We start from the raw sequence: 22,039 nt of genomic DNA, 5'->3' as shown, positions 1-22,039 counted from the left end.
TCGTGGTGGACTTCGTCTGGCTGATGCTGCGCGGGTTGCATTTTGCCGCCCTGATGCTGCTAACCGCCAGCGCATGTTATTGCGCGCTGCTGGCACCGGCGCGCTATCGTCCACGGTTGACGATCTGCTTAAATCCGTTGTTGCAGTGGAGCGCGTGGCTGGCGCTGCTGAGCGCACTGGCAATGCTGGGCTGTCAGAACGTATTGATGAGCGGCGACAGTGCCAATCTGACCGATGGCGCGATCTGGCTGGCGGTGCTCGGCACCCGTTTCGGCGCGGTGTGGCAGTGGGAAATGCTATTCGGCGTGCTGGCCGTCGCTGGGCTGTGGCTGAAGGGCCGATTGCGCGTGCAGACACTGCTGCTGGCGGGCGTGCTGCAACTGGCCGCTCTGGCTTTAACCGGACACGCAGCGATGCGCGAAGGCTGGCCTGGCGCGCTGCAGCAGACCAATCAGGCGTTGCATCTGACTGGCGCGGCGTTCTGGGCCGGCGGTTTATTACCGCTGCTGCTGTTGATGCGCGAAGCGCGTCAGATCGATCGCCGTACTGACGCCATCCGCACCATGATGCGTTTTTCCCGTTATGGTCATCTGGCCGTGGCGTTAACCCTGCTGACCGGGATGATCAACAGCCTGCTGATCCTCGGCTGGCCGCTGGCGTGGCCCGATTCACGTTACGTGGCTTTATTGCTGTGGAAAGTAGTGCTGGTGGCATTGATGGTGCTGGTGGCGCTGATTAACCGTTACTGGCTGGTGCCACGCTTCCGTCTGGCGGGCAGTGGGACGCAGCAAAAATTTATCCGCATGACCCAGCTTGAACTGCTGCTGGCATGTGGAGTGGTTGGGCTGGTCAGCGTTTTTGCCACGCTGTCGCCAGCCTGAATATTATTAAGAAATGCGTAAAGGTAAGTTATGTTGCTGAAGAAAGTGATTCCCGCAGTCCTGTTGTTATCCGTATGCGGCCAGGCGCTGGCGGCGCAGATCATTACCGTCAGCCGCTTTGAAATCGGCAAAGACAAGTGGCCGTTTAACCGCGAAGAGGTGATGCTGACCTGTGAGAAAGACGGTTCACTGTTTGCCATCAACCCCAGCACTCTGATGCAATATCCGTTGAATGACAAAGCGGATCAGCTGTTCAAAACCAAACAGGTAAAAGCTCAGCCGATCAGCGTGATTCAGAGCGAAGATAAAGCCAATCCAGGCCATATGATGAGCCTGCAGCCGATTGTTGAGCGCACCCAGGCGCTGTGCGGTAAATAAACCCGCCGGGTGCAGCGCTGCGCTGCACCTGAATTCTGCTGTTTTCTGCCGTTGCGATCACAAACTGTTTCAGTTTCCGGCCCTAAGCCTCGCGCTGACTGGCAAAACCCGCGCGCTGTTCTAATCTTAACTTGCAAGGCGAAACCGCCTGCAAGAATGCCAACTTTTAGCGCACGGCTCACTGAGAGCCATTTCCCTGGACCGAATATAGGAATCGTATTCGGTCTTTTTTTGTCTGGTGTTCCTGATCAATATTTTATCGAAAAATCAATCAGTCAGACCCCATCCTGTTGCCCTCTGTTCTGCTTTGCCGGAACCAGTGCCGCTTTAATCCAGCGTGAATTCATCAGCCGCCGATCGAGCTTATGGCATACGGACGCAGAATTTCAGCGCGTTAATCAATCACCATCAGCTTGTACTCCACATCCCCTCAACGCCACCCATCCCAGTCCGCCCGCAAACTTGTGCTCACAGGCGTTTGGCTTATCCTTAAGGCTTAATCAAAGGGAGGTATGTTTATGAAGGCTGCAATTGCTAATAGTGAGCACCAGGTTGATGTTGTAGAGAAAACTCTGCGCCCGCTGAAGAATGGCGAGGCACGGCTGCGGATGGAGTGCTGTGGGGTTTGCCATACCGATTTGCACGTCAAAAACGGTGACTTTGGCGACAAAACGGGCGTGACGCTCGGGCATGAAGGTATTGGTATCGTTGAGGAAGTGGCACCCGATGTCACCTCGCTTAAGCCGGGCGATCGCGCCAGCGTGGCGTGGTTCTTCAAGGGCTGCGGCCACTGCGAATACTGTAATTCAGGAAATGAAACACTCTGTCGCGATGTGGTGAATGCCGGTTATACCGTTGACGGCGGCATGGCTGAAGAGTGCATTGTGGTAGCGGATTATTCGGTTAAAGTGCCGGAAGGACTTGATCCCTACGCCGCCAGTAGTGTTACCTGCGCTGGCGTCACCACTTATAAAGCGGTGAAAGTCTCAGAGGTGAAACCGGGTCAATGGATTGCCATCTATGGCCTTGGCGGACTGGGTAACCTCGCATTGCAGTACGCGAAGAATGTGTTCAACGCCAAAGTTATTGCTATCGACATCAGTGATGCGCAGCTTGAACTGGCAAAACAGATGGGTGCCGATCTGGTGGTTAACTCCGCCACTGAAGATGCAGCTGCGGTGATTCAGGAAAAAACCGGTGGCGCACACGCAGCGGTAGTCACTGCCGTTGCCAAAGCGGCATTTAACTCGGCGGTGGATGCGGTCAGAGCCGGAGGCCGGGTAGTGGCTGTCGGGCTGCCGCCTGAAGAGATGAGCCTGAATATACCGCGACTGGTGCTCGACGGCATTCAGGTGGTCGGCTCGCTGGTCGGTACCCGTAACGACCTGGCTGAAGCTTTCCAGTTTGCTGCCGAAGGAAAAGTGGTGCCGAAAGTGACCAAAAGGAAAATCGGTGAGATCAATACCATTTTCGATGAGATGATCCACGGCAAAATCCGTGGAAGAATGGTGATCGACTTTACCGGTCAGTCCGCCTGATCATCGTCATCAATCCGTATTCAAGCCCGCGCAGTGCGGGCTTTTTTACGTCGGCGTGCCGGTAGAACGGTGACGGCCAGTCATCGCACTCCACCAGTATCCCTCACTAATTAATCAGTTCTGCTGTATGTTCCAGGTGTCAGGAAAACGGGATTGATGACAATGAATCATTCCTGCCAGCCGGTGATTTAGCTGAGACGTTCTTTTCCGAACGGATTTTTCCCGAACATCACGCCATAATGGGTTAAGTTGAGTTTAAAAGAGCACGTCTCTGATTGTCTGACAAAGTATTAACTGTAAGAACACACCCAATGATTGTTGTATAAAGAATCATATTTAAGTAAAAAACCTCTGCTGAATGAGGCCTCAGGCATTGCCTGTATTCTAATTCTGCTAAAAACCAGGAGAATCTGTATCCTTAATCAGAATAAAAAACAGATAATAAATCAACGATAATTACCGCCAAAACGCGGCCAGGCCTGTCTGGTCAAATGCTCTTAATACGTCTGATAGCGTTGCCTTTTCGGGTTATAAGTGATTAAGCAATATTGCTATAATCCATTGCCTCTCAGGTATGAGAGTCATCAGGAAGTATGGGTTAAAACAAATAATAATTCTCCAGGAGTTTATCAGGATGGGTGTAAGTAACGATATTTATGTAACCAGCCCCCTGTTACCTCCGCTGTCAGAATTCTATCCATATCTGGAACAGATCTGGGAAAATAAACAACTGACCAACAATGGTCCTTTCCATCGCCAGCTCGAACTATCTCTGGAAAACTATTTAGGCTGCCAACACATTTCATTGTTTTCGAATGGCACCCTAGCATTGTTGTGTGCGATTCGTGCTTTGGGGATCACGGGAGAGGTCATTACAACACCGTATTCTTTTGTGGCCACCTCACATTCGCTCTCCTGGAGCGGCCTGAAACCGGTATTTGTTGATATTGATCCGCTTACCGGCAATCTGGACCCCGATAAAATCGAGCAGGCCATTACACCTCAGACAACGGCAATTTTGCCGGTTCACTGTTATGGTATCCCTGCGGACGTAGACAAAATTGATGCGCTGGCGAGGAAGCACGGTTTAAAAGTGATTTATGATGCAGCACATGCTTTTGGCGTAACCTGTGAAGGCAATTCAATTTTGCAACAGGGTGATTTATCAATCCTGAGTTTTCATGCGACTAAAGTTTTTAATACAGTTGAAGGTGGCGCTATAATATGTCCCGATCTGGAAACCAAACGTCATATTGATCGTTTAAAAAACTTTGGTTTTTCAAGTGAAACCACAGTAGATGCTATTGGTATAAATGCCAAGATGAACGAATTGCAAGCCGCTTTTGGATTGCTACAGCTTAAGCATATTGATCATGCGCTTTTACAGAGGAAAGCGTGTTACCAGCGATACAGACAAGCCTTTGCTCACCTCGAAGGTGTGAAAATTATTCAACCTGATGCACATGTCAGCTGGAACTATGCTTATTTTCCGTTATTTATTGGTGCGGACTTAAACTGCAGTCGCGATGAGCTTTATGCCGCTTTAAAAAATCAGGGAATAATGGCTCGCCGTTATTTCTTTCCCCTGATCAGCGATTTTCCGGTTTACTCCGGCCTGGCAAGCGCGAATCCGGACAATCTACCGGTAGCACGGCGACTGGCAAACCAGGTGCTTTGCCTGCCAATCTATGCAGGTTTAGCTGCGGAGGATCAACAGCGCGTGATTAACGTTGTTCTCAACGTGGCCGCTAAGCTTCGCTCCGATAGCGTTAAACAGCGAGTAACAGTATGAAACTCGGAATTTATGGCGCAGGAGGGTTAGGGCGAGAAGTTTTCGCGCTGGCCAGCGTGATTAATGCAAAAGATCAGCGCTGGACGAGTATTTTTTTTATTGATGACATTCACCCCAATCGGCTATTGAATAATGTTTCTGTTATCGAGTTCAGCGCAGCAGTTGATATTAAAGATATTGAATGCGTGGTTGCAGTAGGCGAACCAATGCTCAGGAATGAATTAATAAAAAAATTAAAGGCCAGTGGTATTCCGTTGGCTACGCTGGTACATCCTGATGTGGATATAAGCACCTCAACTTTTTTAGGGGAGGGCGTTGTAGTTTGCAAACAGGCTTTTATCTCCTGCGATTGTGTGATAAGTAATAATGCCTTTATACAGCCGCAGGTCTATGTTGGCCATGATTGTCATATTGGGGAGAGTAGCGTAATTTCTCCAGGCGTGATGCTGGGTGGAAACTGTAAAATTGGCAGTGGTGTATTTATAGGGATGAATGCCTGCATTAAAGAAAATAAAGGCGTAGGTAATAGTGTGATTATTGGCATGGGAGCGGTGGTTGTTAATGACATTGAAGAAAATATCATTGCATCAGGAAATCCAGCCCGCGTGATGAGAAGTAATGATGATAAAAATGTTTTTCGCCTTCAGTCAGTAAAAAATGAGAGTTAATAAAATCTGATTGCATAGTAAATTTTTGACGGCATTTACAGGCAGGCGCTTTCGCAGCGAATGGCGCTAACATGTAAGCTCTTGTCCGCTTGCTGCCAGACAGTGACAGGATGTACGGATATCTTTAGCATAAAGCAGATTACTTTCCCGCCATCTTATTTTGATATGAAAGATGTTGCCAGCACCAAAGAAACCCATAAAAATCACGCTCACCATTTATCACCGGCCTGTTAATAATTAATCTTGTTGTTAAGTAACCCATCTGATGGGGGCTTATGTCAGTAAACCACTCCCCGGGCGAACACAATGTAAATACTATCTTTACGGTATTCTGAGCCGGATGGCAGGAAAAAAATGTCTGATACGGGCACAACTGCGGCTGGCGACTTTGAAAGATCCTTTCTGAAATATCAGCGCGGGTTGTGAGCATGGCTGGAGACAAAACTCATCAGCGGACCGGGCATTATCTGGAGAGAATCGAAGTCTGTTTCGAAGAACTTCACTGTTTTGCTCCTGCCGCTTACGATCGCATCCTGCAACAAGTCTATGGAGATTACCGTGTCCCGCCAATACCCGACCAGCGGGATTCACTACATCAGATTGTGCATGTTGATTTGCATAAATCTTATCTGAGCCATCAGTAATGTCGGTCACTGAAGCGAGATCAGGTGCTGCAACATACTGCTGACCATTTCTTCATCCATGCATCATCTGCCAGGCAGTGCTGGCGCACTTCATTTTGCAAACCCTTGCCCATACTTTCACTGTTTTCAGCGTCGTGCAGATGGGCATTTATTGCATTGTGCCATTCAGCATACTGGTTGGCTACGCGTGTGGTTGTCAACGTATTGCTGCCGGTGCCGACAGATTCACTGCAAATTAAAGGTATTCCACAGGCTCCATATTCAATCAGGTACAGATAAGCCACAGCGTCTGTTAGCGGATGCCCGTCGTGTGGGATCAGAGCAAGGTCAGGATGCACTTGCATCAATTCCTTATGATAAATCTCGCTATCGGTCTCACGAATTACACTATTAATTAACGGCCGCAGCGCCGGCGGGCAGGCGCCAAAAATTAACCATTCAACCTGATCTGCAAAGGCGTTAATCAGTCGGGCGATGATTTGTTGCATATCTTTATGACAGAGTCTTCCTGGCAGACCAATACGCGGTTTTTTTCCCTGCCTGCGCAGGCTGCTTATTTGACCCCAGTCTGCCTGCGGCAAACAGGTGGGCATAATGATAATATCAGAGTGAAGGCCGGAAAATAACTCAGCCTCTGTTTCGTTGTTAACGATAAGACGGTCAATATAACCAAGATTTCCTCTTATCGTGTTGATGAAATGTTGTCTGGCATCTTGCGATTCCGGATGTAAAAGTAAATCCTTCGACAATGTTGCGTTAATCATGCCAACTTTGAAAGCTGAATTGAAGCGCGATAATTTTGCTATCCATGAATTAAAGTCTGCGCCGGTCTGCTGTTCAATTACTATTACGTCAGGATTGTAGCGGGTCACCTCAGGTAACGCGGGCAGCGACGTCATCTGCTTACCCTCAATTACTCCGGCATCGCGCAGTGCAGTAAACGGTTCAGTCACTCTGTAAGCATTCATTCTCTCTGGCTCACCGGTCACTGGCATGACCACCGGCAAGGGATGCCAGCACAAGGGTAGCCAGTGATGCTGATTGCTGTTTTGCAGCTCAAACGGCGTCGTTAACGATAAATTCTTGTTATAGGCAGGATCCTGACTGATTTGCACTAACCAGCGTTCAAACATGATATTTTCTTCTTTATCACGCTGTGACACGGGCATATCAGAGAGGGTTTTTTCTGGCTGTCGGCAGCCGCAGGCATAGGGTGTCCAGACCACCAGCCCACCGAGTTGGCCTACGCGCAGGCAAAAGTCGATATCGTCATAACACGTTAAGTCGGCGTCAAAGCCATTGACGGCATAACAGATATCCTTGCGTACCAGCATAAAATCGCCGGAAACCGCCGAGTAATTTTGGTCGGCGTGCAGGCGTGACAGGTAGCCGTTATTATTATCGTCAGTACCGTAAAAAGGTTCGCCTGCTATGCCCCCTTTTAAACCTAAAACATAGCCGGCATGGCGAATCAGATTATTGGCATAGCGTTGCTTGCCACCGACAATGGCAACCTCAGGCCGCCGGGCATGATTCAGCATATTATCCAGCCACTCTGCATCGGCCACCTGAATATCGCTGTTTAACAACAGCAAATAATCACCCTGAGCGTTAAGAATAGCCAGATTGGCCATTCCCGCCCGCTGCCAGGCTGCGGGGTAGTGCAATACTCTGATGCGCTGGGATGCGAGACCGGATATACCCGCCAGCCACGCTGCTCTTTCCTCATCTTCACGTTTATCTGCCACAATCAGCAGTTCATAATTTGGATAACTCGTGGATTCCAGTACCGCCATCACACAGCGACTGACGCTGTCGAACTGCCGTGCCAGTATGGCAATAGTGACCAGCGGTTTACCCTGATGATGATATTTAAGCTGCCAAGGACCCTGACGGGTGGGCAACACCTCTGCCTGCAGAAAACCACGGCGATGCAGGTGCGCCAGCAGCAACCGCTGATCTGCTGAATGATTTCTGCTGGTCCTCGCTGCCTGCAACAGCGGCTCGCTCAGGTGGCCAATGGTGTCAATGCCCGCGGATTCGATCAGCCGTAGCTGTAACTCAAATTCAAACGCTTCTGCGCAGGTCAGATTTAATCCGCCAGCCGCAATGACCCATTCACGCTTAAAGATCCAACCGCGGGACATCTGGTCAGGAGAACTTAAAAAAAAGTCCGGATTGAAATCTGGCCGGAAAAGTGTGCTTCGCGGTTTACCGCCGAGCCGATAAATGATGTCGGTATACAAGGCATTATACTGGCTGGCCTGATGTAAGGTGGTGGAGAGTGCGTGAAGGCCAGAAGGCAGCAACTGGTAACCTGCGTCAATAAACAGCAGCCAGTCACTCGCTGATTCACGGATGTGGTTGTTCAGCGCAGCCAGGCCTTCTGTCAGATCCAGGCGCAACTGTGCCGTTCCGGCAGGCAGATAATTGACCTGACTGTCTGTCAGGGCGATAACCTGCCAGCATAGTCCGGCAACGCTCAGCTTGAGGCTCTGCAGGGTGGTATCCCAGGCCTGCCAGTCTCCGTTTCGTGCATCAATAAACACCGTACAGCGGGAAGCGGTGACCTGAGTGGTGAGATATTCACGTAATAAGCGTTGCTGAGCCGGGCGTAAGCTTCGCTCGCCTAACCACATATTCACTCTGCTGCTGGCGAGCGAAGCGCCAATTTCATGGAGTATATTGTGCTCGCTAAACTGGTCTGGATGGGTGAGCGGAGCAACGCGGATTTGACTGTATGTCCGGGCCGGATCGTGCCAGCCGGACGCTTTTAACACCGCAGGCATATTTCTATGGGTAGCATTGACCAGCTCTGCATGATCGTTAACCGTAGAAAGTGACTGGCTGCGAGAAATGCGGTACTGAGCCAGTGTCTGAGTCACCATTGCCAGATGGCCATAGCGCAGGACCTTAAGATACATGGCTAGATCGCCGAGAAAGGGCATTGATTGGCCGCCGAGTACTGACAACGGCTCCCCTTCGGCGAGAATAGTGTGCAGTACAGTGGCGCGGATAAGCACCACGCTCGGCTCACCGATGAAGTTAAGCGGCTGTCCGGCTTCAAAATTAATTACATCCTGCCCATGAAGTACGCTATCACTATTAAATAGCGGGGCTGACCCTTCGTGGTCCGGCAGACGACGTCCTCGCACATCAATCATTTCACGGTGAGAGGTGGCCATGACAATATCAGGATGCTGATTAATGGCTGCTACTAGCTTACTGACACAGTCGGGTTTAAGCATGTCATCATCATGCAGGAACTTTATATATTCTCCGCGGGCCCGACTCAGACAACAGGCGGTGTTTTCCATCTCCCCCCGTGACGGGCTATTGCGATCATAGTCAACAGGCCAGCGAGAACGTTGCCGATGTTTCGCTACAATGCGTGCAATTTCGTCATCCTGACTGTCATCCCCGATGATAATTTCACAAGCCTCGTAATCCTGATCGAGGGCGCTTTGCAGCGCAGCCCCGAACCACGTCGCTTTCCACGCAGGAATAACAATGCTGACAAGACCAGGGACAAACACAGGCAAATTTCCTTAAGTGAGAAGGACACTTCCAGTTATCCAGCGGAAAAGCCTTGATTCTCTGTTGTAATCAAGGCAGTTAAGGATGGTGGCTCAGACCCGCATGTTAGTGGTCGGTCCTTCATGATGTGAAAAATAAATATTTTTTACGGTCGATAAATTCAGCGTACTATGCCAGATGCCGGTATAAAACTATCGCTATAAAAATCAGCATAACCGTCAGCTTTTGTTTCTTTATCAATGCCCTGAGTTACATGTGCTGGCGCGCTCCAGATATTTTTTAGAATATGAGGTGCGTATTGTTTTCATTTCTGACCAGCCAGTGGCCGTAATGATACAAGCTGTTCTGAATGAGACTGATACAGACTGGCGGCATCGGTAATATTGTTATCACTTTAAAAGGATAAACACAGAGGGAAAATAAACTTTAGAAATACAGAGCGCGCAGAAGTCAATAAAATCTGTTTCCAGTTTCCTGAACAACATAATGATAATCTTTTTAAACTAAACAGCTTTAATTGCCTTTCATTATTAAATGCCAAAGGGGTTAACGGCTAACAACAGGTTCAGGCTGCTTCCTCAGTGGAAGAGTGAGCGTGCTCGCAGCCTGAATTTCCACTCAGCTACAGCGTTCACATTATTCAGCCAGAAAAAACCCCGCCGCAGCGAGGTTAATTGATCGGGCCGGTTTACACCAGGCTGACGGAGAGCAGGGTGATCTCTTCGGTTTGCAGCTCCATGTTCTTTTTAATTTCAAACATATACGCCTCCAGTGCCTCTTCAACCTCATTGCCCTCGATGAAAGCATGCGCGGTCACGTGATCCTCACCTTTTGGCTTAATCACATAGGAAACGAACCACTTCTTATTCTGCATAACCATCCTCTTTCTCAGTGTTAAATCTCAATGTCAAATAATGTGGCACTTATTCCTGCCGGACTGGGTACCACCGCAGCCCGCTAATCGATCGGCGCCGGATGCAGCAGGTCGATCACATCATCGATTTCATTGCTGGCCGCATGGCGATCCAGTGCCACAGCGTAATAGCGCCCTTTACAGTAGTGCCGGGTTACGGCAACCCGATGACCGGTCTCACCGTCCGCTTCATCGCCGCCAGCGGGGCGCAGGTGCGGCGGGATCACCAGCTCAGTTTCCAGCTCATCAGCCTCGATGATCAGATGACCACCGTCGCTGGAAAGCAGCAGATGCTGAACGCTCATAGTCTCTCCTGTGTTGATCTGTCATGGGGTATCGGGAAAAGTGTAGCGCAAGGCTGTCAGGGTGCGGCAAGTGCAGGCGTGAGCCGGGCTTCAGGCATAAAAAAAGCCCCACAAGGGGGCTTTGATGCAGAGGCGATGTAACCGATTAGCCCGCCTGGTTCGCCAGTTTAGGTCTCAAAACGCGTTTGCCGATCTGAATACCGGGCTTCTCAACATATTTATACAGCAGCGACGCCAGCGCGTAGGTCACCGGAATAGCGGTAACGCAGACGGTCAGGAAACGCACCAGATCGCTTTTGAACTCGATGTCGGTATGGGTGAGCAGCAGGGCGATCAGCGGGATCACAATCAGCAGATGCAGCAGGTAAACCGAAAACGACACGTCGCCCAGCCAAGTGCTCAGGCGGTTATTCAGTAACTTACGCGGCAGTATAATCAGTCGTGCCATCAGGCTGTTTTCCTGATATTGCCACAGGATGGCGGTCATCCCGACGATCATCAGCGCTTCCATAATCACCTGCAGCTTAATCGCTTCCAGTCCTATCGCCACGCTGGCGACCGGGCCCAGTAGCGCATAAGCCACGTAGAGCAGCGATTTACGGCGAATCGCTTCGGCCAGCAGCATACCCGACAGGAACATGTTGAGCTTAATCAGGATCATCGACGGCATCTCGAAGGCTTCATAATAATCCGCCAGCAGATAACGTCCGGCGCAGCACAGCGCTATAATGCCAATCAGCGAAGCCGCATAGCCAAAGCGCAGCGTCACCAGCATGATGAACGGGAACAGCAGATAGAACTGCATCTCCAGCCCAATACTCCAGTCTGGCAGCACGGTATTGAAGCCATACTCCGGCAACAGGCCAAACAGGAAACTGAAGTGGGTAACAATATTGGCCAGCGACTGGTCGGTGTAACGGGATGACTCAGTGGCGGTGCCGGAGTAGAAATGGGCTATGGTGTCACGCATTTCGCCAAACCACGGGCCGTAGATCAGGGCGATGATCAGCAACAGATAGTAGAGCGGGGCGATGCGGAAAAAGCGTCGGATCCAGAACTTCTTAATGGTCTCTGTGCTCTGCCACGGCTCTTTCTGCTGACGCTCGACGTAGTTTTTCGCCATCAGATAACCCGATAACAGAATAAACAGATCGACCCCGATGCCAGGGGATGAAATAAGCGTGATATGGCAATGCACCAGCAGACTGATGTGGCCGACCAGCACCCAAAGAGAGGCAATGCCGCGTAACCCCTCCAGTTCCGTTGACCATCCTCGTGTTGCAGACATGAAAAATTCCTCGTTTTTCGTTTTATCCGTCTTTGGGCGCTCACTTAGCCTTAAGGCTGCGCTTATGTAAACGGGGCGGCAACAAAGTGGGAACATTCTGAGCGAGGTCTAACAGCAAAAACCAGGAGGAACAGGCAAGAAGATGCTGGGGGTTAACGGTCTGCCGTTAACCCACCTAAATCATCAGTCAGGCACCATCAGGCCAGTTTTAACAGGATCATACCGGCCAGCAGCAGGGTTAATCCGGCCCAGCCTTTCCTGTTCAGACGCTGACCAAATAACACCCAGCCTGCAGTGACCGTGGCGATAATCCCAAAACCACCCCAGACCGCATAGGCTATCGACAAATCGATGCCTTTGACCGCTTGTGCCAGCGCACTGAATGCCAGCAGCACACAGGCCAGCGAGAGCACGCCATACAGCGGTTTCTTAAAACCATTGGAGTATTTAAGGAAGATGTTGGCGGCAATCTCCAGCACGATAGCCAGCGCCAGCCATGCGGCGTGAATCAGATCAGCGATGACCATGATTCACCTCCGGCGTTGCGCGGGTGCCGGTTTTAATCAGCACGATGCCGACCACCAGCGTCATCAGGCCACAAAGTTTCAGCACTGACAGGGTTTCGCCAAACAGCTGCACGCTGAACAGGGTAATCAGCATGATGCCAATCCCTTCCCACAGCGCGTAGGCCACGCCCAGCGCGATACGTTTAATCGCGAAACTCAGAAAAATATAAGAACAGGCAATCATGGCCAGCATCATCAGGTAGCCCGACTGGCTGCCGTTGAGGCTGGACCACTTCATAAACAGAGTGCCGATAATTTCAGTAACAATAGCGAGTGATAATAAGATCCATGCACGCATGGTTGTTCTCCAGCAACGATAACAGTTCCTGCATCACACAATGTGTCAGCAGATTCAGCAGAGATGTCGAAGCGGAAAGGGGACTACAGGGCGCTGCGCCAGTGCTGATCGGCGGCGTTCCAGCCAGAGAGGAAAGGGGTAAAGGTGACAGGGATTGAAATGAACATTCTGCTCATAATATTAACGACGCATCCACATTGTTGCTTCTCATCAGTGGACGAATAGTGACTCCGGTTATAAACACGCCAGATTTATAGCATTTCGCCTGATTGGAAATCAACAGCATATTATGCTTCGTTTTAACTTCATTTAGGTCTATCACAATGCAAACAGTGGTTAATCAGGAAAGATGTGTTAATCAAAGGTGAATATAAAAAACAGCCGGACAACAGAGTGCCCGGCTGTGATTAAGTGACAACGTCACTGATTAGTCAGCGCGCTGCGGTACCTTACGCACCGGGGCATCGCCGGCAACGTAATAGCGGGCAGTGCTGCGCGGCAACGGATCGCGACCACGGATCAGGTCAGCAATCTTTTCGCCAATCATGATGGTGGTGGCGTTGAGGTTACCGGTGATGATCAGCGGCATGATCGACGCATCGACCACGCGTAGCCCTTGCAGGCCATGTACCCGGCCTTCACCGTCGACCACCGACATCTCGTCGTTACCCATTTTACAGGTGCCGCACGGGTGATAAGCGGTTTCGCCATGGTTACGCACAAACTCATCCAGCTGTTCGTCGGTCTGGCACTCCAGCCCTGGGCTGATCTCACGGCCGCGATATTTATCCAGCGCGGGCTGATTGATGATTTCGCGCGTAATACGAATCGCATCGCGGAACTCATGCCAGTCCTGCTCATGTGACATGTAGTTAAACAGAATCGCCGGATGACGACGTGGATCGCGTGACTTCAGCCGGACATGGCCGCGGCTCGGTGAGCGCATTGAGCCGACGTGACACTGGAAGCCGTGCGCATCGACCGCGTTCGAACCGTTGTAGTTAATCGCCACCGGCAGAAAGTGGTACTGAATATTCGGCCAGCTGAACTCTTCACGGCTGCGGATAAAGCCGCCCGCTTCGAACTGGTTGCTGGCACCAATCCCGCTGCCGTTGAACATCCACTCGGCACCGATTTTCGGCTGGTTCCACCATTTTAGCGCCGGGTAGAGCGACACCGGCTCTTTACATTCGTACTGCAGATACATCTCCAGATGGTCCTGCAGGTTCTCACCAACGCCCGGCAGGTCGTGTACCAGCGGGATATCAAACTGCTTCAGCAGTTCCGGTGAGCCGACGCCCGAGCGTTGCAGGATCTGTGGAGAGGCAATAGCACCGGCGCACAGCAGCACTTCGCGGCGAGCCGTGACTTTATTGATGCTGTTGCTGTCACCCTGCAGATACTCCACGCCGACCGCACGTTTACCGTCAAAAACGATGCGGTCGGTGGTGGCATGGGTGATGATCTTCAGGTTCGGCCGGCCTTTGGCCTGGTCAAGATAGCCACGGGCGGTGCTGGAACGGCGGCCCTGCGGCGTCACGGTGCGGTCCATCGGACCAAAACCTTCCTGCTGGAAACCGTTGAGGTCGTCAGTGCTCGGATAACCGGCCTGTATTCCCGCTTCGATCATCGCTTCAAACAGCACATTATTGCCGGCTTTCGGCGTCGCTACGCATACCGGACCGTCGCCGCCGTGGAAGTCATTCGGACCGATATCACGGGTTTCTGCTTTGCGATAGTAGGGCAGGCAGTCAAGATAACTCCAGTGCTCCAGCCCAGGCGCGGTGGCCCAGTTATCCAGATCCATGGCGTTGCCGCGGATGTAGCACATGCCGTTAATCAGCGACGAACCGCCCAGGCCTTTGCCGCGACCACACTCCATGCGGCGATTGTTCATGTAAGGCTCTGGCTCAGTTTCGTAGGCCCAGTTATAGCGTTTTCCCTGCAATGGATAGGCCAGTGCCGCAGGCATCTGGGTCCTGAAATCAAATCGATAATCCGGGCCGCCCGCTTCCAGCAGCAGTACATTGACGTTGCTGTCCTCGGTCAGACGGGTGGCCAAAACGTTCCCTGCGGATCCGGCTCCAATAATGATGTAATCAAATTCCATTCATCGTTCCTCAGGTTTTAATGATTAAAATACCGACTGAAAACGCGACAGCTCAACCTGCACTGACTTCACCTGGGTGTAGCTCTGTAGCGTCATCAGGCCATTTTCGCGTCCAATCCCGGAGTGCTTGTAGCCGCCAACCGGCATTTCCGCTGCCGATTCACCCCAGGTGTTGATCCAGCAAATGCCGGCTTCAATCTGATGGATCACGCGGTGCGCCCGGTTCAGGTCCTGGGTGACCAGACCGGCAGCCAGACCAAAGTCGGTGTCGTTGGCGCGGCGGATCACTTCTTCTTCGCTGTCGTAGCTCAGAATTGACATCACCGGTCCGAAGATCTCTTCACGGACGATCTTCATCTCATCGCGGCAGTCGGTGAACACCGTGGGTGCTACCCAGGCGCCCTGATCGAACTCGCCACCGGTCAGACGTTTTCCGCCGCACAGCAGGCGTGCGCCTTCGGCAATGCCGGATTCGATGTAGCGCATCACGTTATCGCGATGGCTGAAGCTGACCATCGGGCCAAAGTTGGTCTCTGGCTGACGCAGATCGCCCGCCCGGATGCGGGCCACGCGCTCGCTGATTTTGTCTTCGAACGCCGCCTGCAGTTTTGCCGGAATAAATACCCGGGTACCGTTGGTGCAGACCTGGCCTGAGCTGTAGAAGTTGGCCATCATGGCGATGTCAGCCGCCAGATCGAGATCGGCGTCATCAAAGATGATCAGCGGTGATTTGCCGCCCAGCTCCATGGTGACCTCTTTCAGGGTTGAACCGGCGGCGTTGGCCATCACTTTTTTGCCGCTGACAACGCCACCGGTGAACGACACTTTGTCGATGCCTGGATGTTCGGTCAGCAGCTGGCCAGTGACCGAACCGATGCCCGGCAGCACGTTGAACACGCCGTCCGGCAGGCCCGCTTCGGTGTAGATCTCCGCCAGTTTCAGGGCGGTAAGCGGCGTGATTTCGCTGGGTTTAAAAATCATCGCGTTTCCGGCCGCCAGCGCCGGTGCTGATTTCCACAGCGCGATCTGAATCGGGTAGTTCCAGGCACCAATGCCGGCCACCACGCCCAGCGGTTCGCGGCGGGTATAGACGAAGGAAGTGTCACGCAGCGGGATCTGCTGGCCTTCAAGGGCCGGCACCAGCCCGGCATAGTACTCCAGCACGTCAGCACCGGTAACAATGTCGACGCTGGCGGTTTCGCTCAGCGGTTTACCGGTATCCAGCATCTCCAGCTCAGCCAGTTCATCGTTGCGCTCACGCAGAATATCGACGGCGCGGCGCAGAATGCGTGAACGCTCCATTGCGGTCATCGCGGCCCAGACTTTCTGGCCTTTACGGGCGGCGACAACGGCGCGATCGACATCCTGCTGGCCGGCAGCGTGGACCTCTGCCAGCACTTCGCCGTTGACCGGGTTGATGGTCTGGAACGTCTCGCCAGACGCCGCGGCAACGTAAGCGCCATCAATGTAGAGTTTCTGCTCGGTGAATCGGGACATGGTTTCTCCTTCCGTTATTCGTGCTCGCCAGCCAGTTGCTGACGGATGAATTGGGTCGTCAGTGTGCGGGCCACCACCGGCTTAAACGGCTCACCGCTCAGCGCGGCGCGTAGCCATAAGCCATCGATCAGGGCGGCCAGCCCGTGTGCGGCGAGGCGTGCCTGTTCCAGCGGCAGCTCGCGGCGAAATTCAGCGACCAGCGTCGAGAAAAGTCGTCGACTGCTGACCCGCTCAAGGCGATTCAGTTGGGGCTGGTGCATGCTGCTGGCCCAGAAATCGAGCCAGGCTTTCATCGCGGCGCTGTGCACCTGGGTTTCATCAAAATTACCGTCGACGATCGCCCGCAGACGTTCTTCTGCTGAGGCATCGGCCAGCGGCTGCAGCCGGCTTGCAACCGCATCGCGCAGCTGACGCGTCACATCGCGCATCGTCGCTTCCAGCAGGCCGTTCTTGTCTTTGAAGTAGTGACTGATGATGCCGGTCGAGACACCCGCCCGGCGAGCAATCTGGGCGATGGTGGCATCGTTAATCCCCACTTCGTTAATCGTGCTCAGGGTCGCATCAATCAGTTGCCGACGTCGTATCGGCTGCATCCCCACCTTTGGCATAGCTCCAGCTCCACCCTCAAATCGAGGGTCTATTAAAACTTTTTTTGATTGCACGTTCAATATAAAAAGAAAAGTTGTTAGGATGCTGTTCTTTAAATGTAGCGAAAGCGAAACGGTATTGAGTGCTAAAACAGACCGGATTGCCGAAGCGACAAATCAGGAAGAGAGACAACAATATCAGGCCGCGCGGTGCGTCAGCCGCAGGCGGCGACATTTATCCATTGCATATTTTCAGGAAAACTAACCAGAGGTAATCGATGAATAATCCACCTGCCGGTGAAAAAGACAGACTCAATCCCGTTGTGTTCTACACCTCTGCCGGATTGATTCTGACGTTTTCACTCGTGACGATTCTCTACAGCGATCTGGCCGCCGGCTGGATCCTCACGGCGGTTAACTGGGTCTCCGCCACCTTCGGCTGGTACTACATGCTGGCTGCCACGCTCTACATTGTGTTCGTGCTCTACATGGCCTGCTCACGCTTTGGCTCGATCAAGCTGGGACCGGAGCAGTCCAAACCCGAATTCAGCGTGCTGAGCTGGTCGGCGATGCTGTTTGCCGCCGGGATTGGCATCGACCTGATGTTCTTCTCGGTCGCCGAGCCGGTGACGCAGTACATGCAGCCGCCGGAAGGGGCGGGGCAGACGCTGGAAGCCGCCCGTCAGGCGATGGTCTGGACGCTGTTCCACTACGGTCTGACCGGCTGGTCGATGTATGCCCTGATGGGGATTGCGCTCGGCTACTTCAGCTATCGCTACAACCTGCCTTTAACCATCCGTTCCGCGCTCTACCCGATTTTTGGTAAACGCATTTACGGTCCGATTGGTCACACCGTCGATATCGCTGCGGTGGTCGGCACCATTTTTGGTATCGCCACCACGCTGGGAATAGGGGTGGTGCAGCTCAATTACGGTCTGAAGGTGCTATTTGATATTCCGGAAGGCCTGACCGCCCAGACCGCGTTGATTGTGCTGTCGGTGGTGATCGCGACCATCTCCGTCACCTCCGGCGTCGATAAGGGGATCCGTATCCTGTCGGAGCTGAACGTGGTGCTGGCGCTGGGACTGATCCTGTTTGTGCTGTTCTTCGGCAATACCGAATTCCTGCTGAATGCGCTGGTGCTGAACGTCGGCGATTACATCAACCGCTTCATGGGGATGACGCTGAATACCTTCGCCTTTGATCGTCCGACCCAATGGATGAATAGCTGGACGCTGTTCTTCTGGGCGTGGTGGGTTGCCTGGTCACCGTTCGTCGGGCTGTTCCTGGCGCGTATCTCCCGTGGCCGTACTATCCGTGAGTTCGTGCTCGGTACGCTGATCATTCCGTTCACCTTTACGCTGCTGTGGCTGTCGGTGTTTGGTAACGCCGCGCTTTATCAGATTATTCACGGCAATGCCGGTTTCGCCCAGGAAGTGATGGCCCATGCGGAACGCGGTTTCTACAGCCTGCTGGCGCAGTATCCGGCGTTTAAACTCAGTGCCTCGGTCGCCACCATCACCGGTATGCTGTTCTACGTGACGTCAGCTGATTCCGGTTCGCTGGTGCTGGGTAACTTCACCTCGAAGCTGAAGGATATCAACAGCGATGCGCCTAACTGGCTGCGCATCTTCTGGTCGATTGCGATTGGTGTCCTGACCCTGAGTATGCTGATGACCAACGGTATTTCTGCCCTGCAGAACACCACGGTGATCATGGGGCTGCCGTTCAGTTTCGTGATCTTCTTTGTGATGGCGGGACTGTATAAATCGCTGAAGATTGAAGACTATCGCCGCGCCAGCGCCACACGAGATACCGCACCGTACCTGGCGCACGCGACCGACCGTCTGACCTGGAAAAAACGGCTGTCGCGCCTGATGAACTATCCTGGCTCGCGTTATACCCAACAGATGATGGAGAACACCATCTATCCGGCGATGCAGGAAGTGGCGAAAGAGCTGGAGCTGCGCGGTGGCGGGGTGACGCTGGAAAGCGTGGCACCGGATGAGGCCAATCCTATTGGTTATCTGGATCTGCGCGTCCACCTCGGCGAAGAGCAGGACTTTGTCTATCAGGTCTGGCCACAGCAATACTCTGTTCCGGGCTTTACCTATCGCGCCCGCAGCGGTAAATCGACCTATTACCGGCTGGAAACCTTCCTGCTGGAAGGCAGTCAGGGCAACGATTTAATGGATTACAGCAAAGAGCAGGTGATTATCGACATACTCGACCAGTATGAGCGCCACCTGAACTTTATCCATCTCAATCGTGAGGCGCCAGGTAGCAACATCACCTTCCCGAGCGTGTAACAACCGGCCCGTAAACATGCAGATGTTTGCGGGCTTTTTTTATTGCCGCGGCGGCTGACAACGACGATCCGGCGCCGTAGCGCGATTAATTCGACTATCTTTAGGGCGTTACTGGCCTGAAACCTGCCAGATGTAGACAGGGAGTCGTATGCGTAAAATATTCAGTACTTTTCTGCCGCTGTACACCACCACACTGCTGATGCTGCTGGGGTCGGGCTTGTTAACCACCTATGTTTCGCTGCGGCTGGCCAGCGAGCAGGTCAATGGCGCGCTGATCGGCGCGATTATTGCCGCGAACTACATCGGTCTGGTGATTGGCGGCAAAGTCGGGCACAACCTGATTGCCCGGGTCGGCCATATCCGTGCCTACGTCGCCTGTGCCGGGATTATCACCGCCTCGGTGATTGGCCACGGCCTGACCGATTTCATTCCGCTGTGGGTGTTTCTGCGCCTGATTATCGGGCTGTGCATGATGTGTCAGTACATGGTGCTGGAGAGCTGGCTCAACGATCAGGCGGAGTCGTCGCAGCGGGGGGTGATTTTTGGCTTCTATATGGTCGCGACCTACCTGGGCCTGAGCGGCGGGCAGGTGGTGCTCAGCCTGCAAAGTGGTTTTGACGTCAGCACACTGCTGATCGTGGCGCTCTGCTTCGCCCTTTGCCTGGTGCCGATTGCACTTACCACCCGCACCCATGTGCAGCCGATGTCGCCAGCACCAATGGAGCTGAGTTACTTCATTCGCACCATTCCGAAACTGCTCGGCACCACGCTGGTGACCGGGATGGTGATTGGGGCATTTTATGGCCTGGCGCCGGTCTACGGCAGCAGCAAAGGCTTTACTACCAGCCAGACCGGCTACTTTATGAGTCTGACCATCTTTGCCGGGCTGGTGTCGCAGTTTCCGCTTAGCTGGCTGTCGGACCGTTACGATCGCCAGCGGTTGTTGTTCATTATGGCGCTGCTGTTTGCCGTGGCCTGCGTGCCGCTGGTGCTGCTGCCGCACCTGACGTTTAACTGGATGATTGGCATCGCCTTTGTTGCCAGCATGATGCAGTTCTCGCTCTATCCGCTGCAGGTGGCGCTGGCAAACGATCAGGTGGCTCCTGAACGGAGGGTGTCGTTAACTGCCTGTCTGCTGATGGCGTTTGGCATTGGGGCTAGTATCGGACCGCTGGTGGTCGGGGCGCTGATACAGCCGCTGGGCAGTAATATGCTCTATCTGTTCTTTACCCTCTGCGCACTGATGATTGCCGGCCTGAGCTACGTTAAAGCACCGGGGCCGTTGCCGACCACCGAAGTGCCGTTGCCGCACGTGGTGATGCCGGACAGCCTTGCCACGTCACCGCTGGGTGCTGCGTTGATTCCCACCCTGGAAGAAGAGGTGATTCAGGCATCGATGGGCAGCGGCGAGCCGGAGCCGGAGCCGGATGATTTGCATCCAGACGAGGATCAGCAGCAACCGGACGCGGCGGAACACCGGTCGACCCATTAACGCGGGCGGCGGGCGCGATGGCGCTCGCCGCTGCATCAACTTGCGCATGCGCTGCCATAACAACCTGGCCGGATCTGGCAGTTTCTTGTCTGATTGACGTCTCGACAATCCGGCCCGCTCAGGCGAAGCTGGAGCACACCTTTTCTTCAGGACTGCCGCCATGTTAGAACTTCGCCCCAACTGTGAGCACTGCGATACTGATTTACCGCCGGCCTCAACCGAAGCACGCATCTGTTCATTTGAGTGCACCTTTTGCGCTGACTGCGCAGAGCAGCATTTTCAGCATCTTTGCCCGAACTGTGGCGGCGAGCTGGTGCGGCGGCCGATCCGGCCGGCAGAAAAGCTGATTAACTATCCGGCGAAAGGTCGCGCCTGACGGGCGTGCGGCAAAAGCACCGCGCGGGCGTGGGCGCAACCCTCATAAACAGAGGCGGCCGGAACAGGCGTATCATGCCGGCCAGCGGGTGCGACGATCAGCGCCAGGCGACGGCCGATGCGCGCTATTCGCCTGTTCCGCCGCCAGGAGTGAGCACGCTGCCATCCGATCTATACTTCAGCTACTGCCTCAACACGCTGAAGGTCACACCATGCACTATCACTATCTCAACGGTGAAAACTGGGAGCGGATCTGGATTGTCGGGGATCTGCACGGCTGTCGTCGCGAACTCGATGCGCTGTTACTGCAGCACCAGTTCAATCCGCAGCAGGATTTACTGATATCAACCGGCGATTTAATCGATCGTGGCCCTGACAGTCCCGGTTGCCTGGCGCTGATGGATGAGCCGTGGTTCCGCTGCGTGCGTGGCAATCATGAAGAGATGGCGCTGGCGGCGTTACAGGGTCACGAAATGGATCTCTGGCAGATGAACGGGGGAGAGTGGTTCTGGCAGCTGCGCGGTGCCGCGCTGATCAGCGCCCGGCATGCGCTGCAACGCTGCCGGGAACTGCCGCTGATTCTGCATCTGCAACTCGACCAGCAAATTATCGTGGTGGCGCATGCCGATTATCCGGCAGACGGCTATAGCTGGGAAAAATCGCTTAACTGGCAGGATGTGGTGTGGAGCCGCCGCCGACTGCAGGCGATTCAGTCGGGGCAGCACAGTGCGATCCACGGCGCAGACGCGTTCTATTTTGGTCATACGCCGCTCCAGCAGCCGCTGGAGGTGGAGAACCTGCATTACATTGATACCGGCGCGGTGTTTGGTAATCACCTGACGCTGCGGCAGTTGCAGTGAC

General features: G+C 53.4%; 18 protein-coding genes. 9 read left to right on the top strand and 9 right to left on the bottom strand.

The window, feature by feature from the left end; genetic code table 11:
• Window positions 1-5: 5 nt before the first annotated feature.
• The 5 genes from copD (at window position 6) to AC6I8D_RS11645 (ending at window position 5,257) form a co-directional block, all read left to right on the top strand.
• Window positions 6-881 carry a copper homeostasis membrane protein CopD gene (copD, locus tag AC6I8D_RS11665; protein WP_312757353.1) on the top strand — a complete coding sequence of 292 codons (876 nt, stop codon included), beginning with the start codon at window positions 6-8 and terminating at the stop codon, window positions 879-881.
• Between the two features lie 30 nt (window positions 882-911).
• The gene (locus AC6I8D_RS11660) at window positions 912-1,259 is read left to right on the top strand and encodes a YebY family protein (protein ID WP_312055739.1); all 348 of its coding nucleotides are present in this window, start codon (window positions 912-914) and stop codon (window positions 1,257-1,259) included.
• A gap of 518 nt (window positions 1,260-1,777) precedes the next feature.
• Window positions 1,778-2,797, top strand: coding sequence for an alcohol dehydrogenase AdhP (gene adhP, locus AC6I8D_RS11655; RefSeq protein ID WP_312055740.1), 1,020 nt, complete (start codon window positions 1,778-1,780; stop codon window positions 2,795-2,797).
• Between the two features lie 634 nt (window positions 2,798-3,431).
• Window positions 3,432-4,589: a DegT/DnrJ/EryC1/StrS family aminotransferase gene (locus tag AC6I8D_RS11650; protein ID WP_312757232.1), complete on the top strand. Its 1,158-nt coding sequence runs from the start codon at window positions 3,432-3,434 to the stop codon at window positions 4,587-4,589.
• Window positions 4,586-5,257 (top strand): acetyltransferase, encoded by a 672-nt coding sequence (locus AC6I8D_RS11645; protein ID WP_312757230.1) that lies wholly within the window; start codon window positions 4,586-4,588, stop codon window positions 5,255-5,257. The genes AC6I8D_RS11650 and AC6I8D_RS11645 overlap by 4 nt, the downstream gene beginning before the upstream one ends.
• A gap of 664 nt (window positions 5,258-5,921) precedes the next feature.
• Here AC6I8D_RS11645 and AC6I8D_RS11640 read toward each other — a convergent pair.
• From AC6I8D_RS11640 to betI, 9 genes are all read right to left on the bottom strand, one after another.
• Window positions 5,922-9,437, bottom strand: coding sequence for a glycosyltransferase (locus tag AC6I8D_RS11640; RefSeq protein WP_312757228.1), 3,516 nt, complete (start codon window positions 9,435-9,437; stop codon window positions 5,922-5,924).
• A gap of 689 nt (window positions 9,438-10,126) precedes the next feature.
• Window positions 10,127-10,312 (bottom strand): hypothetical protein, encoded by a 186-nt coding sequence (locus AC6I8D_RS11635; protein ID WP_069728566.1) that lies wholly within the window; start codon window positions 10,310-10,312, stop codon window positions 10,127-10,129.
• 83 nt (window positions 10,313-10,395) lie between these two features.
• Window positions 10,396-10,656, bottom strand: coding sequence for a hypothetical protein (locus AC6I8D_RS11630; RefSeq protein ID WP_312757226.1), 261 nt, complete (start codon window positions 10,654-10,656; stop codon window positions 10,396-10,398).
• 145 nt (window positions 10,657-10,801) lie between these two features.
• Window positions 10,802-11,944, bottom strand: coding sequence for an acyltransferase family protein (locus tag AC6I8D_RS11625; RefSeq protein ID WP_497820228.1), 1,143 nt, complete (start codon window positions 11,942-11,944; stop codon window positions 10,802-10,804).
• 197 nt (window positions 11,945-12,141) lie between these two features.
• The gene (gene mdtI / locus AC6I8D_RS11620; RefSeq protein ID WP_312757222.1) at window positions 12,142-12,471 is read right to left on the bottom strand and encodes a multidrug/spermidine efflux SMR transporter subunit MdtI; all 330 of its coding nucleotides are present in this window, start codon (window positions 12,469-12,471) and stop codon (window positions 12,142-12,144) included.
• Window positions 12,458-12,808, bottom strand: coding sequence for a multidrug/spermidine efflux SMR transporter subunit MdtJ (mdtJ, locus tag AC6I8D_RS11615; protein WP_312757220.1), 351 nt, complete (start codon window positions 12,806-12,808; stop codon window positions 12,458-12,460). The genes mdtI and mdtJ overlap by 14 nt, the downstream gene beginning before the upstream one ends.
• A 427-nt stretch (window positions 12,809-13,235) precedes the next feature.
• Window positions 13,236-14,918, bottom strand: coding sequence for a choline dehydrogenase (gene betA, locus AC6I8D_RS11610; RefSeq protein ID WP_497820227.1), 1,683 nt, complete (start codon window positions 14,916-14,918; stop codon window positions 13,236-13,238).
• A gap of 24 nt (window positions 14,919-14,942) precedes the next feature.
• Complete coding sequence (gene betB, locus AC6I8D_RS11605; protein ID WP_497820226.1) at window positions 14,943-16,415, bottom strand: betaine-aldehyde dehydrogenase; 1,473 nt, start codon at window positions 16,413-16,415, stop codon at window positions 14,943-14,945.
• Between the two features lie 14 nt (window positions 16,416-16,429).
• The gene (betI, locus tag AC6I8D_RS11600; RefSeq protein ID WP_312055752.1) at window positions 16,430-17,023 is read right to left on the bottom strand and encodes a transcriptional regulator BetI; all 594 of its coding nucleotides are present in this window, start codon (window positions 17,021-17,023) and stop codon (window positions 16,430-16,432) included.
• A gap of 257 nt (window positions 17,024-17,280) precedes the next feature.
• On the opposite strand from betI, the gene AC6I8D_RS11595 reads away from it, so the two are divergent.
• The 4 genes from AC6I8D_RS11595 (at window position 17,281) to AC6I8D_RS11580 (ending at window position 22,038) form a co-directional block, all read left to right on the top strand.
• The gene (locus AC6I8D_RS11595) at window positions 17,281-19,311 is read left to right on the top strand and encodes a choline transporter (RefSeq protein ID WP_312055753.1); all 2,031 of its coding nucleotides are present in this window, start codon (window positions 17,281-17,283) and stop codon (window positions 19,309-19,311) included.
• 148 nt (window positions 19,312-19,459) lie between these two features.
• A complete protein-coding gene (locus AC6I8D_RS11590; RefSeq protein WP_312055754.1) occupies window positions 19,460-20,803 on the top strand; it encodes an MFS transporter in 1,344 nt (447 codons plus the stop codon).
• Between the two features lie 160 nt (window positions 20,804-20,963).
• Window positions 20,964-21,179, top strand: coding sequence for a DUF1272 domain-containing protein (locus AC6I8D_RS11585; RefSeq protein ID WP_497820225.1), 216 nt, complete (start codon window positions 20,964-20,966; stop codon window positions 21,177-21,179).
• Between the two features lie 211 nt (window positions 21,180-21,390).
• On the top strand, window positions 21,391-22,038 hold the full coding sequence (locus tag AC6I8D_RS11580) for a metallophosphoesterase (RefSeq protein WP_312757214.1): 648 nt from the start codon (window positions 21,391-21,393) through the stop codon (window positions 22,036-22,038).
• Window position 22,039: the final 1 nt, after the last annotated feature.

This window comes from Pantoea sp. X-Soil-MYKO-1785, from assembly GCF_059730675.1.
This window is presented reverse-complemented; position numbering and strand designations above follow the sequence as displayed.

Coding starts and splice junctions, on each gene's coding strand:
- betA (WP_497820227.1), bottom strand. CDS start 14,918: ATGGAATTTGATTACATCATTATTGGAGCCGGATCCGCAGGGAACGTT.
- AC6I8D_RS11625 (WP_497820228.1), bottom strand. CDS start 11,944: ATGTCTGCAACACGAGGATGGTCAACGGAACTGGAGGGGTTACGCGGC.
- mdtJ (WP_312757220.1), bottom strand. CDS start 12,808: ATGCGTGCATGGATCTTATTATCACTCGCTATTGTTACTGAAATTATC.
- AC6I8D_RS11580 (WP_312757214.1), top strand. CDS start 21,391: ATGCACTATCACTATCTCAACGGTGAAAACTGGGAGCGGATCTGGATT.
- AC6I8D_RS11590 (WP_312055754.1), top strand. CDS start 19,460: ATGCGTAAAATATTCAGTACTTTTCTGCCGCTGTACACCACCACACTG.
- adhP (WP_312055740.1), top strand. CDS start 1,778: ATGAAGGCTGCAATTGCTAATAGTGAGCACCAGGTTGATGTTGTAGAG.
- AC6I8D_RS11595 (WP_312055753.1), top strand. CDS start 17,281: ATGAATAATCCACCTGCCGGTGAAAAAGACAGACTCAATCCCGTTGTG.
- AC6I8D_RS11630 (WP_312757226.1), bottom strand. CDS start 10,656: ATGAGCGTTCAGCATCTGCTGCTTTCCAGCGACGGTGGTCATCTGATC.
- mdtI (WP_312757222.1), bottom strand. CDS start 12,471: ATGGTCATCGCTGATCTGATTCACGCCGCATGGCTGGCGCTGGCTATC.
- betI (WP_312055752.1), bottom strand. CDS start 17,023: ATGCCAAAGGTGGGGATGCAGCCGATACGACGTCGGCAACTGATTGAT.
- AC6I8D_RS11635 (WP_069728566.1), bottom strand. CDS start 10,312: ATGCAGAATAAGAAGTGGTTCGTTTCCTATGTGATTAAGCCAAAAGGT.
- AC6I8D_RS11660 (WP_312055739.1), top strand. CDS start 912: ATGTTGCTGAAGAAAGTGATTCCCGCAGTCCTGTTGTTATCCGTATGC.
- AC6I8D_RS11650 (WP_312757232.1), top strand. CDS start 3,432: ATGGGTGTAAGTAACGATATTTATGTAACCAGCCCCCTGTTACCTCCG.
- betB (WP_497820226.1), bottom strand. CDS start 16,415: ATGTCCCGATTCACCGAGCAGAAACTCTACATTGATGGCGCTTACGTT.
- AC6I8D_RS11585 (WP_497820225.1), top strand. CDS start 20,964: ATGTTAGAACTTCGCCCCAACTGTGAGCACTGCGATACTGATTTACCG.
- AC6I8D_RS11645 (WP_312757230.1), top strand. CDS start 4,586: ATGAAACTCGGAATTTATGGCGCAGGAGGGTTAGGGCGAGAAGTTTTC.